Origin of the sequence: Leyella lascolaii (assembly GCF_900079775.1) — a bacterium.
GTDB lineage: Bacteria > Bacteroidota > Bacteroidia > Bacteroidales > Bacteroidaceae > Prevotella > Prevotella lascolaii.
Window position 1 is genome coordinate 417,837 of the sequence record NZ_LT556038.1, and the last position, 21,137, is coordinate 438,973.

17 protein-coding genes are annotated in these 21,137 nt (G+C 53.5%); 7 read left to right on the top strand and 10 right to left on the bottom strand.

Annotated elements, in window-relative coordinates; translation table 11 throughout:
• The first annotated feature begins 9 nt into the window (after positions 1-9).
• Positions 10-1,443, top strand: a complete 1,434-nt coding sequence (locus tag BN4609_RS07560) for a sensor histidine kinase (RefSeq protein WP_068855986.1) — start codon at positions 10-12, stop codon at positions 1,441-1,443.
• Positions 1,444-1,585: 142 nt separating this feature from the next.
• Here the strand turns inward: BN4609_RS07560 and BN4609_RS07565 are convergent, their stop codons facing one another.
• On the bottom strand, positions 1,586-2,986 hold the full coding sequence (locus BN4609_RS07565; RefSeq protein ID WP_068855988.1) for a TIGR00341 family protein: 1,401 nt from the start codon (positions 2,984-2,986) through the stop codon (positions 1,586-1,588).
• Between the two features lie 461 nt (positions 2,987-3,447).
• Between BN4609_RS07565 and BN4609_RS07570 the strand changes: the two genes are divergently transcribed.
• The gene (locus BN4609_RS07570) at positions 3,448-4,020 is read left to right on the top strand and encodes a GNAT family N-acetyltransferase (RefSeq protein ID WP_068855990.1); all 573 of its coding nucleotides are present in this window, start codon (positions 3,448-3,450) and stop codon (positions 4,018-4,020) included.
• Here BN4609_RS07570 and BN4609_RS07575 read toward each other — a convergent pair.
• From BN4609_RS07575 to BN4609_RS07585, 3 genes are all read right to left on the bottom strand, one after another.
• Positions 4,005-6,566 (bottom strand): alpha-2-macroglobulin family protein, encoded by a 2,562-nt coding sequence (locus BN4609_RS07575; protein ID WP_068855992.1) that lies wholly within the window; start codon positions 6,564-6,566, stop codon positions 4,005-4,007. The two genes, BN4609_RS07570 and BN4609_RS07575, sit on opposite strands and share 16 nt — an antisense overlap.
• Before the next feature lie 29 nt (positions 6,567-6,595).
• Positions 6,596-7,939 (bottom strand): sodium:proton antiporter NhaD, encoded by a 1,344-nt coding sequence (nhaD, locus tag BN4609_RS07580; RefSeq protein WP_068855993.1) that lies wholly within the window; start codon positions 7,937-7,939, stop codon positions 6,596-6,598.
• A 292-nt stretch (positions 7,940-8,231) separates the two neighbouring features.
• On the bottom strand, positions 8,232-8,711 hold the full coding sequence (locus tag BN4609_RS07585) for a hypothetical protein (RefSeq protein ID WP_068855994.1): 480 nt from the start codon (positions 8,709-8,711) through the stop codon (positions 8,232-8,234).
• A gap of 908 nt (positions 8,712-9,619) precedes the next feature.
• Here BN4609_RS07585 and BN4609_RS07595 point away from each other — a divergent pair.
• The 5 genes from BN4609_RS07595 (at position 9,620) to BN4609_RS17240 (ending at position 15,290) form a co-directional block, all read left to right on the top strand.
• Positions 9,620-9,802 (top strand): hypothetical protein, encoded by a 183-nt coding sequence (locus BN4609_RS07595; protein WP_068855996.1) that lies wholly within the window; start codon positions 9,620-9,622, stop codon positions 9,800-9,802.
• A 159-nt stretch (positions 9,803-9,961) separates the two neighbouring features.
• Positions 9,962-12,766, top strand: a complete 2,805-nt coding sequence (locus BN4609_RS07600; protein ID WP_068855997.1) for a TonB-dependent receptor — start codon at positions 9,962-9,964, stop codon at positions 12,764-12,766.
• 68 nt (positions 12,767-12,834) lie between these two features.
• Positions 12,835-14,361, top strand: a complete 1,527-nt coding sequence (locus BN4609_RS07605) for a beta-helix domain-containing protein (protein ID WP_206196542.1) — start codon at positions 12,835-12,837, stop codon at positions 14,359-14,361.
• 315 nt (positions 14,362-14,676) lie between these two features.
• Entirely contained in the window at positions 14,677-14,886 is a 210-nt protein-coding gene (locus tag BN4609_RS17235) for a CD225/dispanin family protein (protein WP_368407917.1), read from the top strand.
• Between the two features lie 77 nt (positions 14,887-14,963).
• A complete protein-coding gene (locus tag BN4609_RS17240) occupies positions 14,964-15,290 on the top strand; it encodes a DUF2752 domain-containing protein (protein WP_368407916.1) in 327 nt (108 codons plus the stop codon).
• A gap of 81 nt (positions 15,291-15,371) precedes the next feature.
• Here the strand turns inward: BN4609_RS17240 and recA are convergent, their stop codons facing one another.
• The 6 genes from recA to BN4609_RS07640 form a co-directional block, all read right to left on the bottom strand.
• Positions 15,372-16,400, bottom strand: coding sequence for a recombinase RecA (gene recA, locus BN4609_RS07610; protein ID WP_021993175.1), 1,029 nt, complete (start codon positions 16,398-16,400; stop codon positions 15,372-15,374).
• A 129-nt stretch (positions 16,401-16,529) separates the two neighbouring features.
• Positions 16,530-17,723 (bottom strand): saccharopine dehydrogenase family protein, encoded by a 1,194-nt coding sequence (locus tag BN4609_RS07615; protein ID WP_068855999.1) that lies wholly within the window; start codon positions 17,721-17,723, stop codon positions 16,530-16,532.
• A gap of 105 nt (positions 17,724-17,828) precedes the next feature.
• Positions 17,829-18,428 carry a DUF6621 family protein gene (locus BN4609_RS07620; protein WP_068856001.1) on the bottom strand — a complete coding sequence of 200 codons (600 nt, stop codon included), beginning with the start codon at positions 18,426-18,428 and terminating at the stop codon, positions 17,829-17,831.
• Positions 18,429-18,794: 366 nt separating this feature from the next.
• Positions 18,795-19,736, bottom strand: a complete 942-nt coding sequence (locus tag BN4609_RS07630; protein ID WP_068856005.1) for a hypothetical protein — start codon at positions 19,734-19,736, stop codon at positions 18,795-18,797.
• Between the two features lie 53 nt (positions 19,737-19,789).
• Positions 19,790-20,476 carry a PG0215 family putative anti-sigma factor gene (locus BN4609_RS07635; RefSeq protein ID WP_068856007.1) on the bottom strand — a complete coding sequence of 229 codons (687 nt, stop codon included), beginning with the start codon at positions 20,474-20,476 and terminating at the stop codon, positions 19,790-19,792.
• Positions 20,473-20,985: a GFO_1088 family ECF-type sigma factor gene (locus BN4609_RS07640; protein WP_068856009.1), complete on the bottom strand. Its 513-nt coding sequence runs from the start codon at positions 20,983-20,985 to the stop codon at positions 20,473-20,475. Before BN4609_RS07640 ends, BN4609_RS07635 begins: the two co-directional genes overlap by 4 nt.
• Positions 20,986-21,137 lie beyond the last annotated feature (152 nt).

A 21,137-nucleotide genomic window follows, 5' to 3' on the forward strand; every position in this document is an offset into this window, starting at 1 on the left:
CGACGCGACATGATAATACAGAGGTGCATAAGAAACATCAGTGTAGGCAACAGGATTTACTTCAGCGTGCTGTCAGTATTCCTGCTTTTCGCCATAGCGTTCATCGTTTTCCAGCAGTCGCATGAGAACAGATATAAGACTGACATGCTCGACATAAGGCTGCAGGACTACAACGAGCGCATGAGCGAATGGATGAACTACACCGACAGCATCAACGAGAACACGCTCAATATCTATGTGAAGAGCCATGGCTTCACAGGGCTTAGGGTGACGCTGATAAAGCGTGACGGGACTGTGATATACGACAGCCAGCTCAGCTCTTATGCCAATGTGGTGAACCACTCAGACCGCCCGGAAGTGATTGACGCGCTGAAAAACGGGCACGGAACGTCCGTGGACAGAAGCAGCAGGACGGTGGATGGCAACTTCTTCTACTCAGCCTCATACTTCAAGGACAAGGACATCATCATACGGAGCGCGCTGCCCTACGACGACAATCTGTCCAAATCGCTGCAGGCGGACCAGCATTACATATGGTTCGCGATAACAGCCATGGTGCTGCTCACGCTCGTTCTGTATCACTTCATCAGCCGTCTGGGCGACAACATAACCAAACTGAAGATATTCGCAAGCCGTGCCGACAACAACGAATCGCTCGACACGGAAGACCTCGCCGACTTTCCCGACGACGAACTGGGGGAGATTGCCGAGCGGATAATAAAGATATACAAACGCCTGCAGAGCACCCGCGAGGAACAGACCATACTTAAACGGCAGCTCACGCAGAACATAGCGCACGAGCTGAAAACTCCCGTGGCAAGCATACAGGGCTATCTGGAGACCATACTCAGCAATCCTGACATGGACGCCAAGGTGAAACAGCAGTTCATGGAGCGCAGCTACGCGCAGAGCAGAAGGCTCACCTCGCTGCTGCACGACATATCGACGCTCAACAGGATGGACGACGCGCACGAGCTGATAGAATTCTCCGAGGTGAACGTTTCAAACATCATAGGCGACATAGAGAGGGATACGTCGATGCAGCTCGAACAGAAGCACATGTCGTTCGTGTGCGACGTGAGACCCAACATCTTGATAGAGGGCAACTACAGCCTTGTATACAGCATCTTCAGAAACCTCACCGACAACGCCATAGCGTATGCCGGAGAGCACACGACGATAAGTGTAAGTGCCAGAGAGACGGCAGACCGATGGGTGTTCTCGTTCTGCGACAATGGCGTGGGAGTGCCTGCCGAGCACCTGCCGAGGCTCTTCGAACGCTTCTACCGCGTGGACAAAGGACGCAGCCGCAAGATGGGCGGCACAGGACTTGGGCTTGCCATAGTGAAGAATGCCGTACTGCTGCACGGCGGAACAATAAAGGCGCACAACCGGCTGAGCGGAGGTCTGTGCTTCGATTTTTCACTCAAAAAACGCAAATAGGCCTCTTCCATAAGGCATATTTTCCGCTCACGCACCACGGAAGGCACCTTTACGCCACTCCGCTGAGAGGCATATGAATGACCCGGGGCAGGTTTCAGCAATCTGAGAACCTGCCCCGGGCATATTGTAAATGTGTCTGCCGTCACTTGCCTGCCGTATGGGTGACAAGCTCAATGTTGTCCGCGCCGACACGCTTGGCAAGCCATTTCTTCATCTTACCGTGCTCGGCGGAGCTCAGCCTTGCTCCGGCTCCGATGCCGACAAGGGCTATCGGGCGGCGCACTGCACCCGTCGTGTCTGCCGTGACGGTTGACGAGAGCGACAGACTGACGTCACGCACAGCGGGGAAAAGGGTCCTCATCTCTGCCGCAACGGCTGGAGCGAGCTCGTCATAACGTGTGTACTCGTTCAGCCGGTCCTGAAGAGAGGATGCCTTCAGAGCCTCTTCGCGCAGCATGGCGGCATAGTTGTCGCTCGTTGTACGCACACTGGAAAGGCGGTTGTTGAGCAGCATCACCGAATCAGACTGCGACCCTTGTATCACATTAAGCGTGTAATGAGCCATCTTGTAGTCAGACATGCTGCGCTCGGCACGCTTTATCATGCTGTCCGAAATCTCCTTTCCTACGGCTACAACGCGCAGAGTAAGACTGTCCTTGTTGACGTCATACGATATGATGCGCGTACCGTTGTTCTCCAGACGGTCTTTCACGAAGCGGCTCACATTGGTCTTGAAGATGCTCGAACGCACTATGCCGTAGGTCATGAACGCCGCCGGCACCATGGTGACGACAACCGCTATGACGATGTAACGCTTCACCTTGGCATACTGTTCGTGGTTGATGAACTGCTTTTGCCTGAACTTCATCATCCTCACTCCGAGATAAGTGGCAAGGCTTATGAACACCGTGTTGATGAAAAACAGATAGAACGCGCCGAGAAAATAATATATGTTGCCCGTCGCAATGCCGAATCCCGCCGTGCAGAGAGGCGGCATGAGCGCGGTGGCGATGGCTACTCCGGGAAACACGTTGCCCTTTCCCTTGCAGCTGAGCGCAACTATTCCCGCCGCACCTCCGCACAGGGCGATGAGCACATCGTAAAGAGTTGGCGACGTGCGGGCAAGGAGTTCCGACTGCGCCTCGTTGAGAGGAGTAAGCAGAAAATACACTGTCGCCGTGACAACGCTTATGAGTGTCGCGACAAGATAGTTCTTCACGGAACGCTTCAACAGCTCGAAGTCGTTGATGCCGACGGCAAGTCCCATGCCGATAATAGGTCCCATGAGCGGAGAGATGAGCATCGCTCCGATGATGACTGCCGTGGAATTGACGTTCAGACCGAGCGAGGCGATGAATATGGCGAACACAAGTATCCACAAGTTTGAGCCGTGAAACGACACGCCCTTGCGTATGGCGTCCACCGTGTCTTCCTCTTTCTCCCTGTCGGTTGATACGTTGAAATACCTGTTCAGCTCCTCCACGAAGAGCGACAAAGCCTTTTTGAACCCGTCACCGGTAAGTTTATGTTCTTTCCCTTCCATATTTTTATTATTTGATGTGTGTTCTTTCCAATGCCTGGTATATGTCTTTGACAGTATGGCGGTTATGATATACAGAAGCCTGCACCTATATATAATATGTGGCGACAGCCTGCATGGCGGCATGCTGACTATGAGGCAGACAGTCTGAAAACGGCTTTCACCGCCATGATGCAGCCACGCCGCATGCTTCATTCCGCAAAAATAGTAAATTAATTGATTCAAGGCAATAAATCAGGCACATTGTTTTCGCAGCACAGACAAACCGTGCGTGTCGCGCCGATTTGGCTTTCTTGCATATTTGTATTACCTTTGCATAAGGTATAGCTGCACTCGGGAAATAAAGAGCAAGCTCTCTTTATGACCACTGAAAATATCTTCACATTTGATATAAGCATCAATCCTAACGTACAAGACTACATCCGAACCAACACGGCGGAAGCCGTATAACAAACAGAAAGAATATGAAAATAGAACAGGCTAAGAAGGAACATGCGCACGACATAGCACTGCTCATCATGCAGGCTATGTCTGACGAGTGCTGCATGAACCTTGTCGGACCGGGCAAGACGCTCTCCGACTTCGAACAGGTGATGACAAGACTCGCGGCATCGGAGTGCTCGCAGTACAGTTATCTGAACACTCTCGTCGCGCTAAACGACGACAGCCGCGTGGCAGGAGCCGTGGTGGCATACCGTGGCGCAGACCTTCACACACTGCGCGAGGCATTCCTCCGCGCCGCGAAAGAGGAGCTGGCACGCGATCTCGACAACATTGCCGACGAGACAGAACCGGACGAATACTACATTGACAGTGTAGCCGTGTACCCTGAATTCAGGCGTATGGGTATAGCGTCATCGCTGCTCCGTGCCGCCATAGAGCGCGCCCACTCCGCCGGACTGCCCGCCGGGCTGCTGGTGGACAAGCAGAATCCCAATGCCGAACGGTTGTACACGGCACTGGGATTCAGATATGTGAAGGACAAGATGTGGGGCGGCCATGAGATGAGACACATGCGCTGCTACCGTCCCGAATAGGTATTGAAGCTGACCGAAGCCGGTTTTCCGCCGGCGACGGTCTCCGCACTGACATTCATGTAAGTGGTGTTTCTGCTGTTGAAACACTCTATCACCGCCTCGCCGTTCTCATCTGTGACCACCTCAGGGTTCCAGTAAAGAGTGCGGCGGCGGTCGTCTATACCGTCGTTAAGCATCTTCTCGCTGTACTGCGGTGAATAGAACTCAGCCGGAACGCTGTATCCCTGTATCTCGGTTTTCCTTATTCCGTGTGTCGGCTTGTAGCTTTTCCCGGCATTCCAACGCTCCTGCATCTGGAAGGCACACCTCACAAAGAGCTTCCGCAAGCCCGCCATGCTGACCGTGTCCATCCTCACCTGCCCCGTGTAAATGTCGCGCAGCTCGTCCACATCGACCCTGAAATCCTTGTCGCTGAACTTGAACGCCCTCATTCCGGTGTGGTCCATATAGAGCATCGCGGTCTCTATCATGTCAATGCATCCCACGAGATGCACCTGATCTATCTCCTTTCCGTTTGCGCTGTATCTCAGTTCGTTCACTCCATAGAGCGTTCCCTCGCGGTTTATCCTGTCGTTTATGGTGTGCATGAGATAGCCTATGTCGTCCACGACGAGCTTTCCGTTGTCGCGCAGTCTGTCCACATACTGCCTTATGTTATAGAATCCCAGTATGTCGCGCTCAAACTTCTCCGTGTCCTGCAAGAGTCTTTTGTTCCTGTATTTAGCCTTTACCACCACCTCACCGAGCCTCAATATCTTCTCGTCTCCGGCAAGCGAGTCCTCAAAAGCGTCTATATCAGCATCCAGCCTTACCGTATCGGCGGGCTGGCTCCACTCCGGATTGAGCTCATACCAGTCAAGCGGGCGCAGCGGAGGCTCGAAGTTGCGGTACAGACTGACCAAAGCGTTGCGGTTGTATTTCTTTCCGTCGCGCCGGGTCTGTATGAGTGCCTCCATCTTTCCGTAGAAATCGTCGAGCGGAATGACGAAGTTGCCGAGCGAGTCGGCGCGCGTAGAGCCCATGACAGTCACCGAGTCGTTGTGCGCCATGACCGTTATGCCGATGTCAGCCTGCGCCTTTCCGTACCACGAATCGATGTGTCCGTAAAGGTTGAGGTTAGGTTCGGGCAGATACTTCGGCTCAGCCGGTTTCAGACCGAAGCACTCCTGCACGTCGTAGCGTCGCCATCCGCGTATGAGCATGAGGTTGTCGAGCATCTTGCGGCGTGCAGGCGACCTGTCGGCGAAATAGAATCCGGGCTGGTGTATGTATCCTTTCAGTTCAGAGGTGAGCAGAAGGTCGGTGAAGATATTGTTGTCGTACTGCATGTAGTCCATGTCGAGCGCGTCTCTCACAGCTACAGACAGACGCGCGCCAGCCACCGGTTTGTCAGCCGCGTCGGTGAGTCTTAGTCTGCACTCCGCCTTCCCGAACGGTGCGTAAAGGTCGTTGTCAGCCGTCGCGCTGAGTCTGAGCGTGTCCTTGGGATAGACATAGCAGAAGCGGTCGAGCAGCGGTTCGCCCGACGAGTTGACCAGAGCCAGCCGCACTACACCTCCCGGCAGGTCAGCCGTAAGAATCTTTATACGTCTTACGTCAGACCCGCTGAAGTCGACAGGCACGTATGTGCGCGGTGTCAGACCTGAGAAGAGGAACAGCGCGACATCGCCTCCCGTCATTCCGGCGGAGCGCGACACGGTGACGTCGAGCGACTCCTCGCGCACGTTCACCGTGATGCCGTAGCCCGCAGGCTGCGCCTTCGGAAGCTTGAACCGGCGTGTCTTGCCGTTGTAGGAAATCTCCACCGAGGCAGGTTTTTCGCCCGGCGTGTATGTGAAACTGCCCATTCCGTCGTGCGTGGTTGACACCGGCAGGATGCGCTCCCCGCTCTCCGACAGCAGATATCCGTTCACATTGACCCATCCGCTGTCCTCGCTCAGTGTCTCAAATCCCACCACCGACGGTATGCCCTCCACCAGATGGCCGCCTTCGGGGAAGAATCTCACGTTGAGATTCTTAAGGTCCTCCACCGGCCTTTGCTTCATACTCTTGTCCATTCGGTATGTAGCGATGCTGCGTCTCTGCTCCTCATTGTTTATCCGTTTGCGGTAAACGGGGAGCGTGCGCGAGAAATACTGCGGGTCGTCTCCGAAGGCGAGCATCCACTTAGTGTACGCCCTCACCTCGTAATAGCCCGTGAAGAATGTGTTCGCCAACGAAATCTGACCGTGCCCCTCACCGTTCTCGAGCTTCACAATCTGGCGGTCCATCACGTTGCCGAGCTGGTCTACGAACTCCACATAGAGCGGTTTGCTTATCTTGCTCGGCATGTTGTCAGCCGCAGTGAGCACATAAGCCTTGAACCATATGGTGTCTCCCTGATAGTAGCTTGTGTTGTCGAAGTGCAGATATACTTTCTCCCTGGGGAACGCGCGGGCATAAGCCTGAGCCTGCGCGAAATAGTTGTCGAAGACCGTAGGCGTCTGCGCGAAGACCGCGAGACATCCCACTGCGGCAATGGCAATCGTCAGCAAACGTTTTGACATATACTATACTATATTTTCATTCAGTTGTTTCAAATCATCTGTACAAGCCAGTATGCCACCATTCCGGCAAGATATCCCACAAGTGCTACCCACGAGACATGCTTCAGATACCATCCGAAGGTGATCTTCTCCAGTCCCATCACCACCACTCCGGCAGCCGAACCGATGATGAGCATGGAGCCTCCCACACCAGCGCAGTAGGCAAGCAGCAGCCAGAAAAGCCCGTCGACGCCCATGTCACCGGCAGGAGCGATGGGATACATGCCCATACATCCCGCCACGAGAGGCACGTTGTCGACAATGCTCGAGATGACACCGATGGCACCGGTGACAAGATAGTGGTTGCCGCCCGACACATCGTTGAGCGCAGCACCGAGCGCGGTGAGCACGCCGATTTCCGAAAGGCATGCCACAGCCATGAGTATTCCGAGGAAGAAAAGGATGGTCGACATGTCTATGCGCGCCAGAAGCTGGCTCACGCGACGTGCCATCGTGTCGTCCTCAGAGGTGGAGCGGTGGAAGCACTCGGTGACTGTCCAGAGCAGTCCGAGCACGAGCAGTATGCCCATGAACGGCGGCAGGTCTGTCAGATAGCGGAATATGGGCACGAAGATGAGTCCGCCCACGCCGAGGAAGAACACCGTGCGCCGCTGCCGTCGGGTGAATACCGCCACATTGTCCTTAGGCAGGTTCTGTTCCACATCGAGCTTTCCCTTCAGCGCGAATTGCAGTATGAATACCGGCACCACCATCGACACGAGCGACGGCAGGAACAGTTCTGCCAGCACTCCGCCCGTTGTTATCATGCCCTTTATCCACAGCATGATGGTCGTAACGTCTCCTATGGGCGAGAACGCGCCTCCCGAGTTGGCGGCGATTATCACTATCGAGGCGAATATCATGCGCTCCTTGTTGTCGCGTATGAGCTTGCGCAGCACCATAATCATCACGATGGACGTGGTGAGATTGTCGAGTATGGCAGAGAGGAAGAACGTCATGAAGGCGATGCGCCACAGCAGTTTGCGCTTGCCACGGGTCTTCATGATGTCGCGCACGAAGTTGAATCCGCCATAAGTGTCCACAATCTCCACGATGGTCATCGCTCCCATGAGGAAGAACAGAGTCTCGGCAGTGTCGCCGAGGTGCATTTTCAGAATCTCGCCCACATGCGCGGCTACCGACCGCACGCCTTCCGCCGCACCGCCGATGGCTGCGGAGAGATACTGTCCGGGGTCTGTCATGTATGCCGTCCAGCACAATACGCACATGAGAAGCGCCACTGCCGCCTTGTTCACTTTGGTGAAACTCTCTGCCGCTATGCACACATATCCGGCAACGAAGATAAGGACTATCGTCAACGTTAAGGTTGTCATTGTCTGTAAAAAATAAGTTGTTGTATATTATTGTTTTTTATGTCACACACACATTGCGCCATCCGTGCGGCATGAAAGGCACGCAGCCCGCTCCACACAAGGGCAGACACGCATCGCCTAATCATCACCGGCTCGCGGCACAAAGTACTGGCAAAGATAATGCAAACGAGCGCAATGAGAGTTTACTCTCAAATTGCCGAGTGCAGCTTATCTTATGCAAAGATAATGAATAAAATGTAAACGCGCCACTACACGGTGACTAACATTGGGATAATATGCGAAAAACGTACGGTCAGTAGTTGTCGAGTATGCGTTTCTGGCGTTCGCGCTCCTTCTTCGACACGCGTCTCTTGCTCTTGTCGAAGATGCCGAAGAAGTCGAAACTGTTGCCGCTCTTCGGCTTCACGGGCACTGCCTTGCTCTCCTGTCCGAGGCTCTTCTTGAGCGCGCCCAGCCCGTCGCCCGGCAACACAATCTCCACGCCGCTGAGCGTTTTCACCTCGGGGATGAGGAAAATGGTGTCGCGCCTCATCTCGTCAGCGGTCATGTTGCGCCGCAGATAGCCCTTGCATATGACAGACGCCCCACGGTATGAGCCGCTCAGGGCGAACCTTCCCCGGTAGTCGGTGACTACCTTCTCGCCTCCGTCAGTCACTACCAAGGCGTCGCGCAGCGGTTTGCGCGACGACATGTCCGCCACAACCGCGCCGCTCTGCGCTGCCACACGCACCGCGGTGAAGACTGATAAGATTATGAGAAAACGTCTTGTCATGCCTGTAAATGCTGTTTCCCTACGTCAGGCATGTCCGTGTCCGGCTGGTGCGCACGCCGTCTTTAGCGTGGCGTACGTACGTTGCCGACGCACACATGTCTTATGTCTATCGAAGCGTAAATATACGATTATAAACTCAGACACACCTGTCCGCGCCACGGCTTTTTCGTTTTTTTCAGCATATATCATAATTGTTTGCACACCTCCCCACCATTTACAGTCCTCAGCCTACGGCATGCGCGCAACCGGAACACCTCGGGAATACAGGAAAGGAAGACTCTTTTATGAATAATTATGCACTCACGGAAGTAAAAAATCTTTACATTCCGGATTCGCGAAACAGAACGCCGGAAAACCGGTGACGCGCCTTCCGCACACCCGTCCGGCACACACCGGCGCGGGTCTACCTCCCTTTCTCCCCTCCATACACCCCGAATGAGCGGCACAAAAATGCTCCGCCGACGCACCGGACAGCCTCTTCCATCATTCGGGAAAGCCTCATCCGTGCCGCCGAAGAGGCTCTTCGGGCATGCAGGAAAGGCTCTTCCGCAAGCAGGGAAAGTGCATGCGGAGACGTAGGAAAGCGTAATCTGCTGACTGGCAACGTGTTCCGCAAAACGCCCATAATCCGCGTATACGCCGCAGGAAAATCTTTTGCGCATTGCAAGGGCACTCTCGCGGAGTTGACGGTGAATAATTATGCAAAAACCGGGAAGCATCACGCATATTCATGCAAAACGCACGTGACACCGACAGAGACGGATGGCGGATGGGGCGGAGCATATATGATATCATACAGGAAGACATGTCATATGCCATAAAAGAACACATAATATCATATAAGAAAAATATATATTATCGCATAAAGGCATATATTGTACAGCATAAAAGAGTATACAATATTATATATGTATACTGACATCATACACCTGTCAGGCATGATGCCGCTGCCTCACTGCACCATCCGCGAACGCAGCCTGGCTCTTTTCCATGTCAGGCATCAGTCCCTATGCACCATTACCGACGCGCAGGCTTACCGCCACACGGCGTGTCCGCACTTACGGAAAGCACCGCTGTGGAGAAAGACATGACGCCTCGCATAACATCGCCATGCGTATGCCGGAGAACGGCTGGGGGAAAGAAACATCCGTGAAATGTCATTGTAAAACATTTATAATTGCTGAGAAACGCGGGCGCAACATGTCTCCTTTAATTTTGCAGCCGGAAAATAAGACATAACATATTAGGAAATGACAAGAGTAAAAAGATTTGTCGCCGCAACGGCACTGGCTCTCATATCGGCTGTCGCGGCATACGCAGAAGGGATAACAGGCACAGTGCTCGACAAGAAAGACCGTCAGCCGCTCATCGGAGCCACGGTGCAGGTGGCGGGAACAGGCGTGAAGGCAATAACCGACATAGACGGGAAGTTCAGCCTCAACGGTCTGAAGGCAGGAAAATACAGCATCACCGTAAACTATATTTCATACAAGACAGTGACCCTTGACGGCGTCGAGGCTATGAAAGACACCGAAGGACACGCTCTCACCATTGAGATGGAGACCGACGAGCAGACGCTCGGCGAGGTGTCAGTGGTGGGCATAATGAAGCAGAACACCGACGTGGCTATGCTCCAGGCGGCACGCAAAAGCCAGTTGGTGGTGAGCAACGTGTCGGCTCAGGAGATAAAGCGCACGCAGGACTCGAACGCGGGTGAGGTGATAAGACGTGTGCCGGGCGTGAGCATAATAGACGAGAAGTTTGTCATGGTGCGCGGTCTGTCGCAGCGATACAACAACGTATGGATAAACGGCGGAGCCGTGCCGAGCAGCGAGGCTGACTCGCGCGCCTTCTCCTTCGACATCATCCCGAGCGCGCAGATAGACAACATGCAGATAATAAAGACCCCGGCAGCTGAGTTCCCGGCAGACTACAGCGGCGGCTTCATCACCATAAACACGAAGGACATACCCACGGAGAACATAGCCGAGATACAGGTGGGAGGCAACTGGAACGACGCCACCGCCTTCTCGTCATTCAGACATGCCAAAGGCTCGGGCACCGACTTCCTCGGCTTTGACAACGGGCTGAGAGGACTGTCGGGCGGCATCAACGCCACGCTCAACCCCATCGCAGGCAACGGCACAGACCTGCTGAACAACGGTCTGAACAACGACTGGCGCATAAGGGAGAGCCATCCGCTCGGCGACCTGAAGCTGTCGGCTAACATCGGACGCCGCTGGAGATGGGCGGGAAGGCAGATGGGACTCATCGCCGCGCTGAACTACAGCAACGAGTACAGGAAGTATGAGGACATGACCAACAACCTGTTCGGCGTGTACAACACCGAGGACGACAGGTCCAACTATCTCAGACGCTCCACCGACGACCAGTACAACCGCAACGTGAGACTGGGAGCTATGCTCAACATGACGCTCCTCTCAGCCGACGGCAACAGCAAATACCAGTTCAAGAACATATTCAACCAGCTGGGAAACGACCGCTACACATGGCGCGAGGGCGTGAGCGCACAGTCTGACACGGAGCACTCCGCAGAATACTACTACCGCAGCCGCACCACATACAACGGACAGCTGACCGGCAAACACACTTTCCGAAACGACGAACTGGACTGGAGCGCAAGCTATTCATACGCCAACCGCAACGTGCCGGACAGACGGCGGTATCAGGTGAACGACGCTCTGGAGACCGGAGTGATACAGCTCACCAACTCGAACGACATCTCGCGCGAATGGACAAAGCTCGACGAGCACATCGCCTCAGCCGCCGTGAACAACAGGCACAGCTTCAAGTTCGGCTCATGGGAGCCGGTGCTGAAGTTCGGAGCCTACGGAGAGTACCGCACAAGAAAATACACCACGCGCGACTTCATATACAACTGGAACGCCGCAGACAACACTCTTCCGGACGGATTCAGGCAGAACGACCTCTCCGAGATGCTCAGCGACGAGAGCTACTTCGGTGCGGACCGCCTCTATCTGATGGAGGAACAGCACATGCGCAACAACTATAAAGGCAACAACACTCAGGGTGCGGGATACATCGCGGCTACCATCCCGGCTGGCAGACTGAGCATACTTGCGGGACTGCGCTACGAATACAACCACATGGAACTCATCACCAACACCCGCGACTATGAGGAAAGCCCGTTCAGCCACAACTATGAATACAGCGACCTTTTCCCTTCGCTGAACACCACCTACAAGATAAACGACAAGCATCAGGTGAGGTTCTCGTACGGAAAGACGGTGAACAGACCTGAGTTCAGAGAGGTGTCGCCGTCGGTGTTCTACGACTTCGACCTTGCATCCAACGTGGAGGGAAACACCGAACTCAAGCCCTGCTACATACAGAACGTGGACCTGCGCTATGAGTTCTACCCCTCGAAAGGCGAGGTGATATCGCTGGCGGCATTCTACAAGCACTTCGACTCGCCCATAGAATGGACCTACACCGTGGCTGGCGGAACAAACCTGATATACTCATACATGAACGCCAAATCGGCAAAGAGCTACGGACTGGAGCTCGACATACGCAAGGACCTGTCGTTCATCGGGCTGCCCGGCTTCAGCTGGTCGTTCAACGGAGCGCTCATCAAGAGCCGCGTGAACTTCGAGAAAGGGTCGAGAGAGGAAGACAGACCTATGCAGGGACAGTCGCCCTATCTCATAAACACAGGAATATTCTACAACAACGACAAGCTACAACTGAGCGTGGCGGCTCTCTACAACCGCATAGGCAAACGCATAATAGGCGTGGGACGCAGCGAGGGAACGACGAGCGACAACGAGGCTCTGCGCGTGCCCGACAGCTACGAGATGCCGCGCGACGTGATAGACCTGTCCGTCTCGAAGATGTTCGGCAGCCACTGGGAGGTGAAGTTCAACGTGCGCGACCTGCTCGCACAGACTGTATACTACAAGCAGTTTGCCGACGTGCACTACCAGGACGGCAGCCGCAAGGAAGTGCAGCAGATAACAAGGGCGTTCAAGCCCGGACGTAACTTCGGACTGAGTGCCGTATACAAGTTCTGAAAAAGCATCATAAAACAACATGACAACCATTCATACAATTAATAATTATGTTTAACCAAACAAGCATTATGAACAAATTCAAATTCTACGGATGCCTCGGCATCCTTGCCGCATCGTTCACATTCTGTGCCTGCGGCGACGATGATGACAACGGGAAAGAAACCGAAAAGAACGACGTGACATGGTCTACCGACGGCGGATTAAAGGCTTGCGACCACATCCTTTTCACTGCCGACGGCGACGCCAACGTAAGCGACAACGGCAGGCAGATAGGCAACGGCGACCAGGAGTTTGTCTTCACAGGCAAGCAGACCATAAAGAAAGGCACCTACATCCTCAAAGGCTGGGTGTACATAGCCGACGGTGCGGAACTCACAATAGAGCCGGGCACGATAATAAAGGGTGACAAGCAGACAAAGGCTTCGCTCATAGCAGAGCGCGGCGGCAAGCTCATCGCACAGGGAACAGCGCAGGAGCCCATCGTCTTCACATCAGAGGAGGCTAAAGGCAACCGCCGTCCGGGTGACTGGGGAGGCGTGATTCTCTGCGGAAGAGCGGTGAACAACAACACCGAGATGCAGATAGAGGGCGGTCCGCGCACCAAGCACGGCGGATCGGACAACAGCGACAACTCCGGCGTTCTGAGCTATGTGCGCATAGAGTTCGCAGGATATCCCTTCCAGACCGACCAGGAGATAAACGGCCTTACACTCGGTTCGATAGGAAGCGGAACGAAAATAGACCACGTGCAGGTGTCTTACTCTAACGACGACTCTTACGAGTGGTTCGGCGGAACGGTGGACTGCAAGTATCTCGTGGCATACAGAGGATGGGACGACGACTTCGACACGGACAACGGATTCAGCGGCAACGTGCAGTTCGCACTGTCAGTACGCGACTCCAAGATAGCCGACACGTCGCAGAGCAACGGCTTCGAGAGCGACAACAACGCAAGCGGCTCGACAAGCTCGCCGTTCACTTCGGCAGTGTTCTCCAACGTGACTTTCATCGGTCCGAAGGCTGTAGACGCATCGTTCCAGAACAATTCCGACTACATCAACGGCGGCTCTGTGTATCCCAACAACGGCTCAAGCCTCGGACGTTTTCAGGCAGCCATGCACATACGACGCAACTCTCACCTGAACTGCTTCAACTCTGTGGCAGTGGGATGGCCCATCGGTCTGATACTCGACAACGAGAAGGGCGACACCCAGGGAGCAGCGACCGCAGGCACACTGAAGCTTAACAACATATGGTTCGCAGGCATGGACGTGCTCGGAACAGACTTCAACAAGATATACGAGGACGGTCTCTACGACTATGAGACAGGCACCGTTGACAACACAAAGAACTCCTTCGCCCACACGTTCTTCGAACTGGCTGCGAACAACAACAGGCATTTCGACTCGGCTGACGGATGGTTCGACCGGACAGGATATATCCCCGCAGCAGGCAGCCCGCTCATCGGTGCGGCATCGTTCACAGAAGCCATACTCAACGGATGCACAGCAGTGGACTACATCGGTGCTTTCGCTGCCGGCGACACATGGCTCGACGGATGGACAAACTTCGACCCGCAGAACGCCGACTATTGAAAAAAGCTGAAAGCTTACTGTACATAATAAATGTGTCTGACAACGTTTCACGAAGTTGTCGGACACATTTATTGTATTCCGGAACACACAGAATAAAGATTATCAGCCTGCAAACAGGCTGATATAATCAAATTACATAAATCACAAATACAGAATTATAAGCCGACATTCATATTCATATAAATTAACAGAACAAGAATTGCCATTACCTATAAATTGTATATTTTTGTAAAAACAATCTGACAACTTTACATATATAAGCAATCTATTAAAATAAAAACGATGATGGGACAAAACACTTTTCCTAAGACATGGATGACAGAAGCGATACTTGTCACTCTCTTCTGTTGCTTTCCATGTGGCGTCATCAGCATTATATATGCATCTAAGGTAAGCACAAGACTGTCGCGTGGAGATGAAGAAGGTGCTTACGAAGCAAGCAGAAAAGCCGAGATGTGGGTGAAAATCAGCTTCTGGAGTATAGCCGGATTATGTATATTAAGTGCAGTTCTTAGTGTATTATAAGGAATTCTTCTAATTCCATACTTATGACAACAGATTATTAAATGGGAAAAACGACCATTCTGATAATTGCGGCAGGCATGACTGTCGTATATTTTTTTATAGACCCGACAGCAAGTCCGCTATTTCCAAAATGTCCGTTTTGGTATGTCACAAACATAAAATGTCCCGGCTGCGGCTCACAAAGAGCCATCCACGACCTGCTGCATCTTGACATAACTGCGGCATGCAGCCACAATCTGTTAATGACACTGTCCATTCCATATTTACTGTTACTTATTTATTCTCAGCAGAATCAAAAACGTCATCCGAGACTTTACAAAACATTGTATGGTAGAGTTGCCATATACGCAACATTAATAATAATTGTCATTTGGACTGTATTGCGAAATCTTTTCAATATATAAGACAAAAGCGGCAGGCATGTCCGACGTTACAGTCTGAACCATGCCTGCCGCTTGTATTGCGTTTCCGGTCTCGCCGCCGCATTATTGTTTCTCGGCGAGAGCCTGCATTATCTTGCCTTCAAGCTCCTCGCAGAGTTCGGGATTGTCCTTGAGCAGTGACTTGGTGGCGTCACGTCCCTGTCCCAGACGGGAGCTTCCGTAAGAATACCACGAGCCGCTCTTCTGGATGATGCCGCACTCCACGCCAAGGTCGACAATCTCTCCTACCTTTGAGATGCCCTCTCCGAACATTATCTCAAACTCCGCCTTGCGGAACGGAGGAGCCACTTTGTTCTTCACAACCTTTACCCTTACGAGGTTGCCGATAATCTGGTCGCCGTCCTTAATGCCCGTAACCTTGCGGATGTCGAGGCGTACGCTGGCATAGAACTTGAGCGCGTTGCCGCCCGTTGTGGTCTCCGGATTGCCGAACATCATGCCTATCTTCTCACGCAACTGGTTGATGAAGATGCACGTTGTGTTGGTCTTGCTGATGGTGGATGTGAGCTTACGCAACGCCTGACTCATCAGACGAGCCTGCAATCCGACGTTGTTGTCACCCATGTCGCCCTCTATCTCCTTCTTCGGAGTGAGCGCGGCAACGGAGTCGATGACTATGATGTCGATAGCCGAAGAGCGTATGAGCTGGTCGGCTATTTCGAGAGCCTGCTCGCCGTTGTCGGGCTGCGATATCCACAGATTGTCCACATCCACGCCCAGCTTAGCCGCATAGAAGCGGTCGAAAGCATGCTCCGCGTCGATGAAAGCCGCTATTCCGCCAGCCTTCTGCGCCTCGGCAATGGCATGGATGGCAAGCGTTGTCTTACCGGAGCTCTCCGGTCCGTATATCTCAATGATTCGTCCGCGCGGATAGCCCCCCACCCCAAGAGCCGAGTCAAGGGCTATGCTTCCTGTCGGGATGACCTCGACGTTCTCTATATGTTCGTCACCAAGTTTCATGATAGACCCCTTACCGAAGTCTTTCTCTATCTTCGACATTGCCGCCTGAAGAGCTTTCAGCTTGCCCTCATTTGAGGCGGCAGCGCCCGTATTTTCCTTTTCCTTTGCCATTTAGGTTCTGTTTTCAATTATGAATGAATGTGGCGCACGCCGCGATCCGGCGACAGTCTGCCGTCAGAAGAGGCTGTCCGGGGCAGGCGTGCGTTGGGTTGTGCGATGAAAAATGCAGGCTGAGGAGTGTCAGAGTTCAAGATCCGCGTTGAAGATCTCATGCCATGGAAGTCCCTGTTTGTTGAGTTGCTCCATGAAAGGATCGGGATCGAACTCCTCGACATTCCACACACCGGGACGGCGCCACAGCCCTTTGAAGAACATCATGGCACCTATCATTGCCGGCACACCTGTGGTATAGCTCACTCCCTGCATGCCTGTCTCGTTGAAGGCAGCCTGATGCGAGCAGTTGTTATATATATAATAGGTGAGCTCCTTGCCGTCTTTCAGTCCGCGTATGCGGCATCCTATGCTTGTCTGTCCCTCGTAGTTCTGACCGAGATCCTGCGGGTTTGGCAGCACAGCCTTGAGGAACTGCAGCGGCACTATCTTCTTTCCCTCATAGTCGATGGGCACGATGCTTGCCATGCCGATGTTCTGAATGACGCGCAGGTGTGTGAGATACTCCTGTCCGAAAGTCATCCAGAAGCGCGCGCGGCGTATCGTGGGATAGTTCTTCACGAGGCTCTCTATCTCCTCATGATGGAGCAGATAGCTCTCCTTCGGACCGATTTCCGGATAGGTGAGCGGCTTGTGTATCTCGAGAGGCTCGGTCTCCACCCACTTGCCATCCTCCCAGTAAAGTCCTTTCTGGGTTATCTCGCGGATGTTGATTTCCGGATTGAAGTTGGTGGCGAAAGCCTTATGGTGGTCGCCGGCGTTGCAGTCGACGATGTCAAGATACTGTATCTCGTCGAAATGATGCTTTGCGGCATAAGCCGTGAAGATGCTTGTCACGCCCGGGTCGAAGCCACATCCCAGTATGGCAGTGAGTCCGGCGTCCTCGAAGCGTTTCTTGTAAGCCCACTGCCACGAGTATTCGAAGTGAGCCTCATCCTTCGGTTCGTAGTTCGCCGTGTCCAGATAGCTGCATCCGCAAGCAAGGCACGCCTCCATGATGGTGAGGTCCTGATAAGGCAGCGCGAGGTTTATGACCAGCTCAGGCTTGTAGTCGTTCATGAGAGCCTTGAGCTGTTCGACGTCGTCGGCGTCCACCTGAGCTGTCTTGATATTAGGATTTCCTATTGCCTCGACAATCTTGTCGCACTTCGACTTAGTGCGGCTGGCAATCATGAAATCTGTAAACACATCGGCGTTCTGAGCTATCTTGAACGCAGCTACGGTGGCAACGCCTCCCGCGCCAATCATTAACACTTTTCCCATATTTTCTCAGATATTAGTTGTTTTCAAGCAATTTATGAATAATGAACATCCATGCCGGACATTGCAGGAATCCGCAAACTGACTCCGGAAGGAACGTCCGGCATGTCACTTCAGTTCGTCCGACCTTATGCCAAGGGCACTCATGAGCGAGTAGCCGAGTATTTCCTGTCTGAAATTGCCGCCGGGCATGGGCTGCATGGCGAACATTGTGACGCGCTTCTCGTCGTCCACGCGGCGGAGGATGTGGCACAGACAGTCGTAGAGTGCGGCGCGACTGTCATCCGGGACAATCATTATGCGCCTTGTCTCCTTACCGGCACACACTGCCTCGACCACATCGGCGAAGAAGTCGTCGCGGCTTACGATGTCCTCCACTGGCAATGCCGAGATGGAGAACTCGCCGAGATTGTCCTTGAAAGCCTTGCCGCTGAGCTCGCCGGCAAGATTGCCCGGAGCGAAATTTTCCAGTACGGCATGCTCACGGTCGTGTATGAGCACCACCTGCACGTGGTTGTCTCCCTCGCGCACTCCGCCGTCGAGAGCCACGCAGTCTATCCATCTCGCCATGTCAGCCTTAGGTATGCGCCTGCCTATCATGCGCTCAAAATTGACTATAAGATTGAATGCCACGCGGTCGATATAGCCTGCATCGGCTATGATGACGTTCTCGCTCCACTTCACACTGTTGTCTGTCATGTTGTTCATATTAGCAAAGATAATGCAAGGCGAGTGCATAAGCAAGGCTGCGAAACAGAGTTTTGCCCGGCTTGATGCTGCCGAATATCATCTTATCTTATGCAAAGATAAGACAAATCGGGCGCAGAACAAAATAAATAAAAGGAATAGTTCCATTTATTTTTCATACGTAGACAGAGCCGTGTCCATGCCGGGGCGGTACGGAGAGGACGCACCGTAGGACTGGAAAAGCCGTTTACATCTGTCACCGTACGGCGAATGCTGCGACCCACACGAGAACGCCCCGCCATGCCACACAGCAGACAAAAGAAAAAGGAGCCTGCCTCACGGCAGCCCCTTTCTGTTGATGAAGAAACATTTTTATGAAAATATTGATTATCTCAGCGCGTCCGCTGCCATTTTGAGCAGGCTTTTCACGTATTTGTCATACGTTTCTGACGACATGTCGGTGAGCGTTGTACGGCACAGCGCACGTTCGTCCTTCGACAGCAGACTACCCTTGCTCTTGCACAGACTGAGCATCCTGTTGGCTATGGTTGTCTCCATGGCAATTCCTGAATGTTCGCGCACGGCGTCCATGAACACAGAGCGCAGATTGCCGAAAAGGTCGAGGAACTTGGACTGGCTGTTCACATCGCCCAGCTCGTCTGAACCGTCATCCACGATGTTTCCGTTCTTGTATATCACCGTTTTGGTGTCGTTCTCGTTGTTGTATGTCACCACCGTCCCGTCAGGCAATATTGTTGTGCGCACCGCAACGTTCTCTTTCTTTTCTTTGTTCGCCTTCGGGTCGCGGCTGTATATGATGTGTATGGAGCCCGAGTAATAGTTGTGCTCGCCCTTGCCGTCCCTCACCTTCTCTTCATACCACACCAAGGCATAGCTCCAACGCCATGTGGTGTCGGAATCGTCCCTGAAGTTTAGCACTATGTAGTTGCGGTCGTAGTGTGTCCCGAATGTATATGATTTGGAGATATCGGCACCAAATGCTATATTACAAGTCTCACCGCTGCCGCTTCCGGCATCCTTCATCATTATGAAATATGCCTTGCCGCTGTCGGTGAGGAACGCCTTGCGAAGACGTTCCAGCTTGTCTATGTCAGCGCGTATGAGCCTGAAGCGTATTTCGTGGAACATGGCGTTCTTCCCCGCTTCGGGCACATATTCATTATTTTTATTATTGGATATGATGTATTCGTGACTTTTCTTGTCCTGCAGGAATTTGTCTATTGCCTTGCCGATGTGCTGTTGCGCAAAGACCGACATCGCAAGAACCGCCATCGTCAGCGTGGCTGACAGTCTGTATATTGCATTCATATATGTATGTTTTTTTATTGTTTGACAGATTATTGTTCGTTTTATCAATAGCGTCAGTACATCTCGCCGGCGTCTGACGCACCGTCTCCACCGTCCTGTCCGTCGTTATAGTTCACTCCAGCCATCTCAAGAGCCTTCACCTTGTTGAGCGTCCCGACATCGCGCAGGAGTGCCTCGCTCACCGCCTCTATGGCGCGCAGCTTCTCGGCAAGCAGCCTTTCGGCGGCAGCGATGGAGTCGGCAGGCACCCGTGTCTCAGGCACAACGTTCTCCGTCAGATAGACTTTGGGCGGCGCGGGCTTGTAGCGATAGCGTGAGACGCGGCGTCGTTCGGGCTTGCGCACAGGGCGTGCAGGAGGCAGGTCTGACGTGTCAGCCTCGGCAGACTCCGCACTGTCGGCAGGCACAGGCTCCACGCTCATCGCGACGGGCTGCCTGACAGGAGCCTCCGGAGCCTCTCCCCGTGGCAGCACCATGACCATCAGCAAGGCTACGGCAGCCGCAGCCGCCACGGCAAGCCACACACGGCGGGCACGGCGCGAGAGGCAGGCGGCAACCTTATCCTGCCCCAGCGGCATGCCTGCATCGAAATATGCGAACATCTCCTTATACACTCTCCACTCACGGGGCACGTCGTGCGTGCGGTAGTAAGAGGCAAGGCGCGCTTCCTCCTCAATGGTGGTCTGTCCGTCCATGAAGCGTCGCGTGAGCTGTTTTATGTGTTCAAATTCGTTTGTCATAAGTGTCGTCCGTTTATTATTTTTCTTTTTCTGATGTCTTCCAATAGTCTCTGGCGCGCCCTGCATAGGAGTGTCGCCACAGACGAAACAGCTATTCCCATTATGGCTGCTATCTCACCGTTGGTCTTGCATTCCACCTGACGCAGATGCAGCACCTGATATTCTGACGACGGCAGTCTTGCGAGCTTCCGGCTCAGCCACTGCTCGTTCTCAGCCATCTCGAGCCTTGTGTCGGGTCCCGGAGAGCCGTCGGTGATGAGCGGTCTGCCATCGAGCGGAACTGGACGCTGCCTCCTCAGCACCGAAACACTGAGATGCGCGGCAATGCTTACGGCAAGAGCCTCAACCGAGCGGTAACGGTCGAGCTCGTCGCGCATCGCCCAAAGCTTGAGCATTGTGTCCTGCGCAGCGTCCTCAGCCTCCTCTTCGGAGAGTCCGTAGTGACGGGCTACGCCAAGCACCTTCGCCCTTATTGCGGCGGCGATATTTTCAAAATCGTTCTGCTCCACTCTGGTATGGCTGTGTTTATTCGTTCTTATTCATCTCTACACCCGACTTTCGTATATATCAGGAGAAAGGCAGCGGCATGACGTCACACCGGACATGGCACCGTTCTTATGCCTCTCTTTATATGAGACGTATGAGGAATCGATTTCTAAAC

Coding starts and splice junctions, on each gene's coding strand:
- BN4609_RS07560 (WP_068855986.1), top strand. CDS start 10: ATGATAATACAGAGGTGCATAAGAAACATCAGTGTAGGCAACAGGATT.
- BN4609_RS07565 (WP_068855988.1), bottom strand. CDS start 2,986: ATGGAAGGGAAAGAACATAAACTTACCGGTGACGGGTTCAAAAAGGCT.
- BN4609_RS07570 (WP_068855990.1), top strand. CDS start 3,448: ATGAAAATAGAACAGGCTAAGAAGGAACATGCGCACGACATAGCACTG.
- BN4609_RS07575 (WP_068855992.1), bottom strand. CDS start 6,566: ATGTCAAAACGTTTGCTGACGATTGCCATTGCCGCAGTGGGATGTCTC.
- nhaD (WP_068855993.1), bottom strand. CDS start 7,939: ATGACAACCTTAACGTTGACGATAGTCCTTATCTTCGTTGCCGGATAT.
- BN4609_RS07585 (WP_068855994.1), bottom strand. CDS start 8,711: ATGACAAGACGTTTTCTCATAATCTTATCAGTCTTCACCGCGGTGCGT.
- BN4609_RS07595 (WP_068855996.1), top strand. CDS start 9,620: ATGTATACTGACATCATACACCTGTCAGGCATGATGCCGCTGCCTCAC.
- BN4609_RS07600 (WP_068855997.1), top strand. CDS start 9,962: ATGACAAGAGTAAAAAGATTTGTCGCCGCAACGGCACTGGCTCTCATA.
- BN4609_RS07605 (WP_206196542.1), top strand. CDS start 12,835: ATGAACAAATTCAAATTCTACGGATGCCTCGGCATCCTTGCCGCATCG.
- BN4609_RS17235 (WP_368407917.1), top strand. CDS start 14,677: ATGACAGAAGCGATACTTGTCACTCTCTTCTGTTGCTTTCCATGTGGC.
- BN4609_RS17240 (WP_368407916.1), top strand. CDS start 14,964: ATGACTGTCGTATATTTTTTTATAGACCCGACAGCAAGTCCGCTATTT.
- recA (WP_021993175.1), bottom strand. CDS start 16,400: ATGGCAAAGGAAAAGGAAAATACGGGCGCTGCCGCCTCAAATGAGGGC.
- BN4609_RS07615 (WP_068855999.1), bottom strand. CDS start 17,723: ATGGGAAAAGTGTTAATGATTGGCGCGGGAGGCGTTGCCACCGTAGCT.
- BN4609_RS07620 (WP_068856001.1), bottom strand. CDS start 18,428: ATGAACAACATGACAGACAACAGTGTGAAGTGGAGCGAGAACGTCATC.
- BN4609_RS07630 (WP_068856005.1), bottom strand. CDS start 19,736: ATGAATGCAATATACAGACTGTCAGCCACGCTGACGATGGCGGTTCTT.
- BN4609_RS07635 (WP_068856007.1), bottom strand. CDS start 20,476: ATGACAAACGAATTTGAACACATAAAACAGCTCACGCGACGCTTCATG.